This is a genomic window from Leuconostoc sp. BM2 (assembly GCF_002095565.1).
Classification (GTDB): domain Bacteria; phylum Bacillota; class Bacilli; order Lactobacillales; family Lactobacillaceae; genus Leuconostoc; species Leuconostoc falkenbergense.
In genome coordinates, this window is sequence record NZ_MOWQ01000006.1 from 41,252 (window position 1) to 55,003 (window position 13,752).

Genomic DNA, 13,752 nt, shown 5'->3' on the forward strand with positions numbered 1-13,752 from the left:
AGGCTTTTTGATAGCAAATAATTATCTTAACGTTCGGCTAGTAGTGTGTAGTGAGCTAATAGTGTGACGACTTGAGTGAATGAAGATGATTCACTTGCCGGGCTTGGTTGAAAATTAGGCTGTGTCATTTCGTTAAAATCACTTACTGTATCTTGAAATAATGCGTATGGTTGATTTTTGGAGATCACATGTTTCTTTTTTGGCGTTGTGACAGCGGGTGATTGTTTGCTGCTGGTTGGTTTTTTAGATTGCGACGTGGCATTTTCAGTAGCTGCTTGACTAGCTGATGACGCCTTAGGCGTTGATTGTGTGTTGCTTGGATTTGGTTGCGGTCTTATTTGTGCTTGTGAGAGGAATGGGTCTGCAACGCGATCAGTGTGCTGGGAAATCGTACTGTTGTTGACGGGTTGACTGGCATTCTTTTCGAGGTGAATTGTGAAATGCCAAGTGGTGTTATTATCCTTTGGCAAAACAAAGCTGCCGGGCCAGTCAGTTTGAGACATTGTATAGTCTTTTAATTGTGCCAGAGTGGACACTGGTGAAAAATCAATTTGTTCGCCAGTGTGTCCAGAAAAAATAGCCTTGCGTAGTATTTTGCCTTGATATTCAAAGTTAATCGTAACGTATTGCGTTAAAGGTTCGTAATAATAATTAATGCTACGGTTGTCATGATACGTAAAAATGCCGTTGGCATTATTTGGTTGCGACGCGAGCTTAAAACCGGGTAATGATAGGGGCTTTGTGTGATAAGGTGTGTTCAAATCACCAGAAATAGTTTGTGAAGCTGCGAGGGGATGTTGTTGCTCATCGAGATAGTTAATCCTTAGCGAGGTGGTATAAGGGTGGTAGTCGTTGCGTTCAATCATTAATTGTTGCAAGTTATGATTGGTACCCGTTGACGCAGAAAAAACAAGCGATATTGGATTGGTTAACAAATCCTCATCAGTGATGTGATAGGACCATACTTTTGACTGATAGGTCACCATTAAATTTTGTGTTTCAGCATGGTAGACTATCTGCAATGATTCAAAATCATCATTAGTGTGTGGTTTGATAGCCATGGCATCATGTTCATAGGTTTGAATTTCACCATCTGTGCTAGATCCAAAGAAAGCACCAAATGGTGACCCGTTGCCTTCTGAAGTACCAAATTCTTTGGGATCGCTGGTAAATGATCCTGCTTCGCCGTTGGCATTATAATAAGTATCTAATTTGAAACCAAAAACATTCGCAATTTTACCTAAACCAAAGGCACCACCATTTGTATGATTAACTTGACTAACCTTTTCAAAAGGTACCAATGCGAAAGCTAACCCGTCGCCACCGCATTGTTGTTGCAATTTGCTACCTAAATTAACCTTTAAGTCCAACGAAAAATCTTGTGATAAATCAATGGGCGTATTTTGATAAGCAGCTCCGGACAGCATAGGGTGGTCATCAGTTAACGTAAAAATATTGTGATTAACTTTGGCCGAACCATTGGTTGTAAAATTTGAAATTAATTGTTGTTGTGTTAAGTGGCTTTGTGAAATTAAAGCACTAGCATTAGCCACTGTGTAAGGCATTAATTGATTAACAGTGAGTAGTGTTGAACTAAATGCCAAAAGGTAGTAGAGGCGGTTTATTTTATTTTGATTGTTGGTCATTTTTATTTTTCTTTAGCCTTATGATGAGTTCAGCGAGTGATTGCCAATCACTAACTGTGGGTGGTTTTTTCCAAATCACTTGAGGTTTTGAGACGTCGTCACAAAGTGTGTCCGACAGGTAAATGTCAGCACTGTCATCAAGGACTTCAGTGACAAAATGCACACTGGCGTGACTGATATGATCTTTTAATATCGCTTCGATCATATTATTGGTGAAAGGGGATCCCGAAAAATTAAGACTAATAGTGATGGCGTCAACATTAGTGATGTCCAAATAGTAAAAGATGATACTAATCATATTTAAAATGGCTGCGTTTAAATAGGTGGGTGGCACGATTTCTTTGGGATAGTTAATTGATTGTAAAAAGGATTCAATCAAGTAATAAATTGACGGATAGATATCTTGAAAATAATTCGTTGAAATATTATCTTGCGATAGCAGCGCCCAATGGTTAGTTGTCGTAAATTTAAGGCAATAACATGCCATTGCGTGACTAATTTTCTCAGCGTCTTCGGGTGTGCAATTTAATTTACTATGACTTAATCTTGGCATGATTACCGCCGCCAGTCGATCTACAATTGGTTGGGCGTAATCAGTGAAAGAGATGGGCGCCGATATTTCTAATAGGTCAAAAATATTAAGGGCACTAATGAGATGTGATAGCACCATGTTATTTAGAGGAATGCCTAAACGTTGACAAATATCATCTGGCAAACCGTCATCAACATGGATGTGCTTGTCTTCGTGTTGCATGATATTGCGGCAGTTGTCTGGATTATGGGTTATTTCATTCAAAAAAATAGCGATCAGAAGTCTTTTTTTGTCAGCACCGTGGGTATTGATGTAGCTTTTGTCAACTAAAAATTGACTGACTGCTTGACTTGCTGACAGGATATAATGATCAAATTTTGGTTTAGCATCGTAGTGATCGTAAATCACAAAAGCGGCCGAAATCACAGCTTCGGGTGAGTCAAGATCAATAAGCTCTGATAAGGTATTTTTTTGAATGAAGAAATAAGAGGTGCTCCAGCCAAATTCCGATTGCATAAACGTGTAATTTGGTATGCTGCCAGAAATTAATCGTTGATCTAGCAATAATTTAAGTGGCGATAAATCAAAGAAATATTGCGATAAACGATAGACATGATAACGAGTCAATGTCATTTTTTGATAAATGATACCACGTTTTAGTACCATCCAATCGTCACCAAATAACACGTTGATGTCACTATTTAGGGCTTCTAATGACTCACGCATCAAATAGTCTGACACTTTGAACTGATTGGTTAAATTACGAAGCTCGTAGGTGTTTTGTTTGTTTTCCAGCAAAGTAGTGAGTAACTTAATCTTTAAAGCGTCATTTTTATTAATAAATTCATTCAGGATTGAGGGCATAGGAATCTTTCGTTGTAGTGTTTATCGGTATATTACATTCATTATAAAACAGTTGGCAGGTCATGCAAAAAAAAACCCATCAATTAATTTGATGAGTTTTATCAATTAGTTGTGACGTTTTTGATACCAAACGAGTGTAATCGTAGTCATAGCCAACGCTAGGAGAACGAGTGGCACAATTGCCAAAGCTTGAGCACTTGTACTTGGTAACTTAGCTTGCTTAGCAGGTGCTTCAGGTGTGAGTTTTGGTTCACTAGGTTGAATTGGCTTATCTGGTGTCACTGGGTCTACTGGAATAATTGGCGTAGGCGTAGGCGTGGGAGTAGGAGTAGGAGTAGGCGTAGGTGTTGGCGTGTGATGATTAATAATATCGAAGCCAGACACTTCAGTCTTATATCCTGAAACCTTATCTTCAGTGACGGTATAGACAATCTTTTTACCGTTAGTATCGTACTTTTGTAAATCAGTGAAACTGTATTGCCAATTATCTTTGGCTGTTACGGTTTTTGTATTGATGATTTGACCATTAGCCAATAAATTAACTTTAATGGCGTCAGGACGGCTACCATCTTGGTTGTTTTGGTCGTCCCAAGTTTTTGTACCTGATACAGAAGTTGTATCAGATAGTGTATTGGTAAAGTTATTACCGTCTTGTTGAGATGTGTAATGATCAACTGCTTCTTCCTTGACGGTGTAGGTATACGCATTGGCATCGGCATCATACTTTGGCAAGTTAGTGAATGAATATTGCCAGTTCGTCTCTTCGGAAACGGACTTACTATCAATTTTTACACCATTTTGGTAAAGATCAACGATGATTGCGTCAGGACGTAATCCTTCGGCGTTGTTATCATCTTGCCAAGTTTTCGTGCCTGATACAGTTTCAGTGGTTTCACCACCACCGCCACCACCATTATCTGGTGTATAGATATCTACGGTCTGCTTTTCTATATTGTCACCAGTAAGCTGACCAGAATTTTCATATTTGGAAGATTGACCGCCATCGGTAGCACGAGAGTCATAATTAATTAGAACGGTATCACTAAAATCACCAATATTGATATGGAATTGCGTGTCTGAATCATAGGAGATTGCGTCAGCTGGCACATCACTACTTTTTATGAAATCTGTAAAAGTAGCGTTGTAAGAACCATGCATTGCTGCCACTGTACCATGGACAACTTGTTGATTTTCGCCTATGAAGTCTGTATAAACACCATTTTTAATTTCTTCTTGTGTTAAATTCAGTCTCACTGTCCAATGAATAAGTGTTGGATCATTAGAATCAACTGTTCCCCATTTATACAAAACTTCATTTGGATCTGGTGTTGGATTGCCATCAGGGTCAACATGAATAGTTTGACCATTTGTTCCCCAATCAATCGGGACATCTGTATCTTCTTCTACTTGGCTATGATTCCAGTGAACCCAAATATTGAAGTCACCATTTATGCCGTTTTTGGCTGATGTTTCTGCATAATCAGTAAACGTAATTGTTACTTTACCTGTTGTATGGTCAGCCACAGCATGACCAATGACATTGCCGGCAGCGTCTTTGATATCAAATGTGACATCAGATTGTAATGCCAATACTGAGGGCACATTAACCGACATTGTATCTCCGGACTTAATAGCAGTTCCTGCGGGAATGTTATAGTCCCAGTGGGCTTGCATATTGTCGTAAATGCCAAAATCCGTTTTTGGATTACCGTTTTCATCTTCGAGTTCTGCATGGGTCACGAACTGGTCACCCCAGTCTGTGGCTCTCAAAGCAGGCGCACGAGATTGTGCTTGTGCATTAGTTATTTGATTAGTAGCTTTTTGATTCTGTGTTGTTGGTATTAGTGAAGACTTGTCGCTTGTAGCGGGCAAAGTTGTAGCTGCTGTCGTCTCTTCTTTAGTGACATCAGTGTGATTGCTTTGCTCCGTTGTTGCCTGTGATACTGTTGTATCCGTTGAAGCTGCCTGTGTGGCAGCTGATATAGGCGTCACAGCAAAAGTGCTGATCATCACAACCAAACTGAACAGTGTGGTGAATTTCTTGAACATGTTTCTCTCCTTATCATTTTTCTATTGTTCATCAGGTATTGTAATAGGGTAAGTCATCATATCATTCTCAAGAATTTGATTAAAAATTAAAAAAATAAAAACCGTTATTATAGTGCTGAATAAGCGAGAATGATAACGGTTTCAGTCATATCAAGAGTGCCCGCCAAGTAGTCAAAGAATAGTCACAAACTGAACGATTTTGTTCACTGTTAGTTCATCAGTTCTCCCGTATATCTTCACAAATTTTAGAGATAATAATCTTGTGAAGAAGTGAGAGTGTTCTCGCGGTAACACAATATACATAAAAGGAAGAGGTATATATTATGACGATTTACACAAAGACAATCACTGCTGCTTTGGCATTAATGTTAGGTGCAGCCCCACTTGTTGGTACTGTTAGTGCTGAAACTTCAGATGGAACTGTGACATTTTCTGATGAAACAGGTGCACTGTCAATTGATAGTGCAGATGACATTACATTTGGCACAATTGACTTGGCAAGCGTTGCTGATTTCACACCTACGGCTACAAACCAAGCAACAGGTAAGGTTGTTTTGAGCCAAACTTCAGCTAATCCAACTGGCACTTATGGTATTACAGTGCAACAAACAGGTGATTGGATCAATGGTGGAACGCAAGCGACAGCAGCTAACCTGCCAATTCAGTATGATGGTACTTCTATTACAGCTGCTCAAGATTTTGTTACTACTGGTACGTCTGCGCCAACAACACGTGGTTTATCTGACAAGAATTTTAACTATGGCTCTAAGGACTTTACTTTAGACTTGACAGGTAGTGGTAATTTGACAAATGCTCTTGACAAGGCATTGACATCTGAAGTGACTTGGACTTTGACAGAGGGTGCATAATGCTTAGAAGACTATTCGATTAGAGTAGTCTTTTTCTGGTATGAGGTAGAGTTCATGAATGACAACATCATATCAATTGCTGAAAAGATTTACTTTGATGACGATGGCCAATTAGTTATTACTGAAGGACGACCGAACTTCACATCAGCAGTTGAGAAGCTTTTTGATAATAGTGTTAGTATGCACATCTGTCATTCGATTAGTTGGCAGACGATGGATGATATAGTAGGGGGCATTGTAAAGTCGGCTTATGATAAGTCACAGAAAGAAAATTTGATAAGCACTTTCTTACGCGCTTTATATGCTGGCGAAGTCAGTCCAACGGTCAATCATAAGGCAACAGCTGCCACTTTGAGCGACGATTACAATGCATGGTGTTTGCAAAACATTGAATCACTATGGTCACAAAATAACGGTTTAGTTCAAACATTTTATCAAAAAATGTTTAGTCAAGTGCACAACTTACGTTTAGATAAAGGTTTTTGGAATATAAGAATTAAGATGAATTTTGACCCACGTCACTGGGTGCACTACAATGATGCTGGTGTGGCAGATATGAGTGATGATAATCCGAATCCACCTAGTGGACCAGATGTTTATCGCAACACTTTCGTACTGACAAGCGATGCTGACGCCAGACAATTAAACTGGCTAGCAGCGGTCACGAGTGCAATAGGATTCGGTTATCCAGACTTTGTACAAAATAAACTGGGTGTGTCATTTAGTTTTCCAGCAGTCTATACGTGGCAACCAGTTTTGTACTCGTCTTCTAATAGCTTCTTAATTAATTGGGATCATAAAGCCTACTTGAACGAATATATTGAGTGGGATACAAGTAAATTTTAGCTTAAATTATCACAAAAGGAGAAACTATGGGAATTCTAGGAACAATATTGGGTGCCGGTGCAATGGTGGGTAAGATTTGTGGCGCTTTTGCGAGCACATTGTCTGATACCAATGCGGGACGCTTAACTATGTGCTACACTGACCATGATGGACAGACACACTTATTATCTGACACTGGCTTATCAATCGGTGATGGCTCTTTTATCACAAGTAAAAATGAAACAACTGGTAAGGTTGATCATCTTTTGTTCAATCGCTCCTCTGAAAATGCACTCGAGATTACCCGTGCTAATGTTGATGATATCAAGGGTGATGACCCAATGAGTGAAAGCTTGCTCATTGGGCCAACTGATAAAGGTTATATTGAACCATTTTATACGAATTCACATTATCCAGTTGACACATTTGTGCAAGTCGTGCCAGTTAACGAACCCACCACTTTTAGAGGAAATGCTCTGGCGGCTGGCGGCATGATTTATACTGCGAGTTTTAAAAATTTAGTTGTTGATTCTGAAAATGTTAAATCAGGTTCTTATTTTCAATTGAATTATAATCAAGGCGCTTTGTTCTTTTCAAATGTTACCCTTGCGCCATCAGGCGTGGCCTATTTAAGAGTCACAGCGCATAATGGGATTGCGTTTAGCAATGAGGTTGAATTACCAGTTGTGAAGACTGGTAATAACTATAATTGTAAGTACTCATTTTCTGAATTTGGCATCAAAAGTGGTGATGTTGTTGACATTGATTTACGTGTGCTGTTTGGGGCTGCAGAAGCTTCAAAGATAAAACAATTACAAACAAATCGAGGCTTGAAAACAGCACCAATAAATGAACACGAGATGGATTTCATCTCACAATTACACCTTTAATTGTGATGGATGGATTTGTTCGTGGGCAATTGTTTGCTAACATCTATATTGGTGTTCCTTATTCAACAGTGATTGCTTACATGACGGACAATGAAGTTAATCCAAATGTGACATTTCAAATAGTTGCCGGGCAACTACCGGGGGGGATACTGTTTAATGAAACGACTGGTGAATTATATGGAACGGCAACGCCATTTGCGCAGACTCATGATGTGCAAGTGAGCACAATCAATGGTCATGATATTTTAACAGTACGTTTAAATATTTGTGCGACGGTTTCGCCACCACTTAAGATTGGACCATTATCTAAAATCATTATTTTTCAAAAAGGACAGTTTTTTGCACAAAAAATAGCGGTTGATGGCGGTGTTGGCAAGATAAATTATAGTTGTCACGGTTTGCCATGTGGCTTATATTGTCATGGGACAACTGGTGTGATTTATGGACAACCCATTGCGTTTGGCGGCGATACAACAATTACAATAACGGTGATGGATAGCCAGAACACAACAGATACTGTAAAGGTGATTATTAGAATGGTACAAGATGATGATGAAAGATATTAGAACTGAAACGCTTGAATTTCCAGCTGGTTATTTTGGTTTAGTGACGATGACAACGCAAGCAGGTTATGCCATAGAAGTTACTATTACTGATCAGAATGGTACGCAATTATTTTATGCGCAGCGATCAAGTAGCAATCCAATACCAACTATTACTGGCACATTTATCACATTGACAGACAATCCTACGGTGACAATTCGTTGTGATGATTCGACAGATTTAGATGTGCGCTATGAGCAACTCACTATTTCAAATAATGATGACAGTCTGATTACTCGTGATTATGTTTTCGTGGCGGAAGATTGGACCGACTACGATTATAATGACTTATTTTTATCAGTGTCAGCATGGCAACATAACGGTTAATAACGTTTACGTTAACACCTAGTTGCCTTTTTTTGTTGCAGTTGCGTTTGACAATGTTCGGATTTTTCACGTACAATAGTAAAGTAACTAATTAACTGAAAAGATTGATTTACAGAAAGATAACTTGCTAAATACGGAGAAATAACAATGGCAAAATCAGAACATCCGGCAGTGTGGTATGAACATCTGCATACCGAGAAATACACCGGCGCACGCAGAGGCCGTATCCACACGCCGCATGGCACATTTGAGACGCCTATGTTCATGCCGGTTGGCACACAAGGTGCTGTCAAAGGTGTTGGTACACGTGAATTAAAAGATATTGGTGCACAATTTATTTTGAGCAATACCTATCACTTATGGGTTCGTCCCGGGGATGAGTTAATTGCGCAAGCTGGTGGGTTACACAAATATATGGGTTGGGACCAAGCCATTTTGACTGATTCAGGTGGCTTCCAAGTCTTCTCATTGGCTGACGCTCGTAAGCTCAAAGAAGAAGGCGTCACTTTCCAAAATCACGTCAACGGGGACAAGATGTTTCTATCACCTGAAGTGGCAATGAGAATTCAGAATAATTTGGGTTCAGATGTCATGATGCAACTTGACGAAGCCATTCCGTATTTTGAAACTTATGAATACATCAAGGAATCAATGCAACGATCATTACGTTGGGCAGAACGTGCGCAAGTTGCCCACAAAAATCCTGACACACAAGCCTTGTTTGGTATTGTACAGGGCGCTGGTTTTAAAGCATTGCGTACAGAGTCTGCTAATGGTTTAGTTGGCATGGACTTGCCCGGTTATGCAGTCGGTGGCTTATCAGTTGGTGAATCTAAAAAAGAAATGAACCGCGTGCTTGATTTCACTATGCCACTGTTGCCAGAAGACAAGCCTCGCTACCTTATGGGCGTGGCAGCACCTGATTCATTGATTGACGGTGTTATTCGCGGTGTTGATATGTTTGACTCGGTCTTGCCCACTCGAATTGGTCGTAAAGGTACCTTAATGACACGCTTTGGTCGCGTCGTCATCAAAAATTCAAAGTACAAAAATGATTTCACACCATTGGATCCAGATTTGAGTTATTACTCACCTAATCCAATTCGCCGTGAACAATTTGGTAACTTAGCACAATATGATTTGCCGGATTACAACCCATTCCAGAATCTGACACGCTCATACTTACACCACTTGTTTAACGCCAATGAGTTACTAGGTGCACAATTAGCGTCAGAACATAATTTACGTTTCTTACTGCAATTCATGGAAGATATGCGTACAGCAATCGAGAATGATGAGCTACTAGCTTTCCGTGAGACAGTCATGGAAGAATACGGTTACAACAAACCAAATGCACGTCTTTTTTAAATTTGGTACAATAGAGATACTAGTAAAATTATGGGCTTTACTCAAAATATGACCACAGAATGAAGAAAGTAGGATATAACATGTCTTGGAATTTGATTTTGCCATTGGTGATTATCGTGGCAATGTTTTGGTTTATGTCACGCCAACAAAAGAAGCAACGTGAACAACAACAAACTATGCAAAACAGTTTGCAAAAAGGTAGTTCAGTTGTGACAATTGGCGGCTTACATGCGATTGTTGATAGCGTAGATACTGCTGCAAAAACAGTTGATTTAGACGCTGAAGGTGTTATTTTGACATTTGAATTGTCAGCAATTCGTACAATCAAAAACCCTGTTGCACCAGTAGCAGAAAAGCCAACAGTTGATGACTTAAAGCCAGCCGAAACAGTTGAAGAAACAGAAAAGATTACTGATGATACTGATAAGCCATCAGATAGCAAGTAAATTTTCTTAACGGTATAATAAAAGGGAGCGAAAGCTTCCTTTTATTTTGGAGAAAATATGAAAACACACGTTTTGACTATGCCTGATGGTACAAAAATTGTTTATGATGAATATGGAAATGACACGCTAACGACTGTTTTGCTATTGCATGGCAATGGTAGCTCTGCGCGTTACTTTAAGCGTCAATTACCAATCTATGCTGCACATTTACATGTCATTGCGATTGACTCAAGAGGGCATGGTCGCTCTAATAATACACAACCGGATATTAAGATTACTGATTTAATTAGTGATATTGAACAAATTCGTACGACGTTGCATCTCGACAAAGTGGTTATTTTAGGTTACAGCGATGGTGCTAATATTGCTATGAAATATGCCATACAATATCCACAGCATGTGGCACGTTTGGTACTCAATGCACCTAATTTGACTTCGGAAGGTGTGTACAAAATTCTCTGGTGGGGAGACAATGTTGCGCAAGTTGCGACTGCAGCAATGGCACCAGTCAGTGCTTATGCTAAACGTCGCCACCAACAATTACATGTGATGAGTGAACCACTTAATATTACTTGTCAGCAATTGGCGGATTTAGCCATTCCTACTTTGATAGTCATTGGTGAGTTTGATCTAGTCAAGCGTCGTCATATCGAACATATTGCTGAAATAATGCCACATGCACAAGTCATGATTTTAAAGGGACATGGGCATTTTGTCACTTACACGAACCCACGCAAGTTTGCGCAATTGGTGGCACCATTTTTAATAGGGGGAAATGATGCAAAAATTTAAAAACTTATTATTGCGGTTGGTGATTCCGACCATTACGTTGATTTTGGTGACACAATTAATCATTATGACGCGTGAGATTACTTGGCAGGCAATTTGGTCAAGTATTAATGACGTGGCATGGTGGCAAGCCGCTTTGTTGATTTTGCTTGGCTTTTTAGCGGTGATACCGACATTGTATAACGACCAAATATTAAGTCGCTGGCAAGGGTATCAATTGACAAATGGTGAGTTGTTACAGCGTTCATGGCTCGTTAATGTGATCAACCTTAACGTTGGTTTTTTTGGTGTCTTTAGTGTGTTATTACGGCGTATTTTTTATAGCGACCAAACACGAAAGAATGGTGTTAAGCCCTTTGTACAAATGTATTTTTTGGGACAAACTGGTTTATTGCTATTGGCAGTGCTAGTTTTGTTTGATTTGTTAGTTTGGCACAGTCATTATTTTGCCGATGAAATTGGTTGGTTGGCAGTATTAATCATCGTCGGCATGGCGGCTTTGGCAGTATCGTTAAGTTCACGTTTGAAAGCTTGGGACGGGCTGACATGGCCAGTTGCAGGACAGTTAATGTTAAATGCTGTGGTTGCTGTGAGTGCACAAATGATTTTGTTTTTAATCATTGGCATTATCATTAATGTTCAATTAAGCTGGTTAAATATTTTAATCGTCTTTGTTATTGCTAGTACAATTGCGTTGATTTCAATGGCGCCGGGTACTTGGGGTGCTTTTGAAGTCGCGGTTTTATTGCTAATTAGTTTGCTTGGCATATCTCGCGTGGATGGTGTCATTTGGCTAATTTTATATCGTGTGACCTTTAATTTGGTGCCGCTATTGAGCGCGCTGGGCTTGTTATTTTTCCGGCTATCAAAGCAGATAAATAATAATTTTCGTGGTGTACCACATTATGTTGCGCAAGCCGTGGTACATCGTTTGGTGACGATTGCACTTTATTTATCTGGTATTTTACTAGTGCTATCTGGTACGATGCCTCAAATCGTTGAGCGAATACCATTATTTAACCAACTTAGATTGTGGCCTATTACTTATGCGCTGGCGAATCAGTTACCTAGCATTTTATTGGGATTCTTGATTTTGATGAATGCACGTGGCGTAGCTAATCGTGTGGCGCGTGCTTATCAGTCAACCATTATTGTTCTAAGTTTGACGGTTGTATATGTGCTATTTTTCTATCGCCATCTATTACCTTTGATTTTGATTGGTTTGGTATTAATGGCAGTTATTTTTAGCAAAAAAACGTTATATCGGTCACAATTTATACACGCGTGGGAAGAGCAAACAGTTGATGGTGTGATATGGGGTGCCTTGATTGCCGGTTACTTAATGTTAGGCTTCATGCATGTGCCAAGTATTCATCGCCACTTTATTCATGTTGGTCATTTACCATCAATACACTGGTGGTGGTTAGGCGCCGTTACGATAGCAATTGTTGCGATTTCTGTTTGGCTGCTAGCACAATTTTTACATGCCAAACAACGACCATTGGGCACTGAATTTGATGAAATGCGCGTACAAGAAGTCTTATCACTCGGTGACAATCACTATACCAGCTTGATTTTTTTGGGTGATAAGCGACTTTATTTTTACCAAATTAAGGAACATGATGTTGTTGGGTTGCAGTTTAGATTAGTCAATAATAAGGCCATGGTGATGGGCGATCCATTTGGGGAGTCACATTATTTTGCTGAAGCCATGCAAGCTTTTGTTGAAGAAGCTGATCGACTTGGTTATGTACCAGTATTTTATGAGGTTAGTGAGCGTGTGGCGATGCTAGCTCATGAGTTTGGCTATGACTTTTTCAAACTTGGCGAAGAGGCGCATGTTAATTTGGCTGATTTTTCAACGGCTGGCAAAAAAATGCAAAATATTCGTTCAGAAATAAATCAAGCTGGTCGCGCTGGCTTTGAATTCAAAGTTTTGACACCACCATTCAGCCCAGCCGTCCTCACACAAATGCAGGCAATTAGTGATGAATGGTTAGCCGGTCGTGATGAAAAAGGTTACTCGTTAGGCTTTTTTGACCCTAATTATTTGCAACGTGGCGAGGTTGCCATTTTGGAAAAAGATGATCGCATTGAGGCGTTTGCTTCATTAGTTGTTTCACACACAGAAAAGCAGATGGCAGTTGACTTAATGCGTTTCACTGCTTCAGCACCTAATGGGGTGATGGATGTCCTTTTTGTTAATGTCTTCAAATATGCAAAGGCACAAAACTATGAAACTTTTAATTTAGGCATGTCACCCTTAGCCAATGTCGGGCTTCATCGACAAAGCTTTGGACGTGAGCGATTAGCTAACTTAGTCTATCAATTTGGATCCAAAGTCTATTCTTTTGAAGGCTTACATCACTACAAAAATAAATTTTCTCCTACGTGGCAGGCAATGTACATTGCTTATTCGAGAAAAAGTAGCATTATTGCTGTGATGATTGGACTACTGAAGGTTGATAATAAGGGAGTGGCACATGCACCAGAGATAGATTTGCGTTATACTAAAGACAATTTGGATGAGGAGGACAATTAAAT

12 protein-coding genes are annotated in these 13,752 nt (G+C 39.6%); 9 read left to right on the forward strand and 3 right to left on the reverse strand.

The genetic code is table 11. The features are described from left to right. Positions 1-26 precede the first annotated feature (26 nt). From BMG01_RS03375 to BMG01_RS03385, 3 genes are all read right to left on the reverse strand, one after another. Positions 27-1,646, reverse strand: coding sequence for a MucBP domain-containing protein (locus tag BMG01_RS03375; RefSeq protein WP_036066529.1), 1,620 nt, complete (start codon positions 1,644-1,646; stop codon positions 27-29). Beyond that, positions 1,627-3,042, reverse strand: coding sequence for a hypothetical protein (locus BMG01_RS03380; protein WP_004911453.1), 1,416 nt, complete (start codon positions 3,040-3,042; stop codon positions 1,627-1,629). The genes BMG01_RS03375 and BMG01_RS03380 overlap by 20 nt, the downstream gene beginning before the upstream one ends. Before the next feature lie 105 nt (positions 3,043-3,147). Then, a complete protein-coding gene (locus BMG01_RS03385) occupies positions 3,148-5,091 on the reverse strand; it encodes a Cna B-type domain-containing protein (RefSeq protein ID WP_004911449.1) in 1,944 nt (647 codons plus the stop codon). Between the two features lie 323 nt (positions 5,092-5,414). On the opposite strand from BMG01_RS03385, the gene BMG01_RS03390 reads away from it, so the two are divergent. The 9 genes from BMG01_RS03390 to mprF all read left to right on the forward strand — a co-directional run bounded on the left by BMG01_RS03390 (position 5,415) and on the right by mprF (position 13,750). Next, complete coding sequence (locus BMG01_RS03390) at positions 5,415-5,960, forward strand: hypothetical protein (protein WP_004911446.1); 546 nt, start codon at positions 5,415-5,417, stop codon at positions 5,958-5,960. 54 nt (positions 5,961-6,014) lie between these two features. Beyond that, positions 6,015-6,806 (forward strand): hypothetical protein, encoded by a 792-nt coding sequence (locus BMG01_RS03395; protein ID WP_004911445.1) that lies wholly within the window; start codon positions 6,015-6,017, stop codon positions 6,804-6,806. A gap of 26 nt (positions 6,807-6,832) precedes the next feature. Next, entirely contained in the window at positions 6,833-7,675 is an 843-nt protein-coding gene (locus BMG01_RS03400) for a hypothetical protein (protein WP_004911444.1), read from the forward strand. Between the two features lie 5 nt (positions 7,676-7,680). Continuing rightward, positions 7,681-8,241 carry a putative Ig domain-containing protein gene (locus tag BMG01_RS03405; RefSeq protein WP_004911443.1) on the forward strand — a complete coding sequence of 187 codons (561 nt, stop codon included), beginning with the start codon at positions 7,681-7,683 and terminating at the stop codon, positions 8,239-8,241. Next, on the forward strand, positions 8,228-8,605 hold the full coding sequence (locus BMG01_RS03410; RefSeq protein WP_004911442.1) for a hypothetical protein: 378 nt from the start codon (positions 8,228-8,230) through the stop codon (positions 8,603-8,605). Before BMG01_RS03405 ends, BMG01_RS03410 begins: the two co-directional genes overlap by 14 nt. 147 nt (positions 8,606-8,752) lie before the next feature. Then, the gene (gene tgt / locus BMG01_RS03415; RefSeq protein ID WP_004911440.1) at positions 8,753-9,973 is read left to right on the forward strand and encodes a tRNA guanosine(34) transglycosylase Tgt; all 1,221 of its coding nucleotides are present in this window, start codon (positions 8,753-8,755) and stop codon (positions 9,971-9,973) included. 80 nt (positions 9,974-10,053) lie between these two features. Then, complete coding sequence (gene yajC / locus BMG01_RS03420) at positions 10,054-10,419, forward strand: preprotein translocase subunit YajC (protein ID WP_004911433.1); 366 nt, start codon at positions 10,054-10,056, stop codon at positions 10,417-10,419. 57 nt (positions 10,420-10,476) lie between these two features. Further along, entirely contained in the window at positions 10,477-11,211 is a 735-nt protein-coding gene (locus BMG01_RS03425) for an alpha/beta fold hydrolase (RefSeq protein ID WP_004911431.1), read from the forward strand. Continuing rightward, positions 11,198-13,750: a bifunctional lysylphosphatidylglycerol flippase/synthetase MprF gene (gene mprF / locus BMG01_RS03430; protein WP_004911429.1), complete on the forward strand. Its 2,553-nt coding sequence runs from the start codon at positions 11,198-11,200 to the stop codon at positions 13,748-13,750. Before BMG01_RS03425 ends, mprF begins: the two co-directional genes overlap by 14 nt. Positions 13,751-13,752 lie beyond the last annotated feature (2 nt).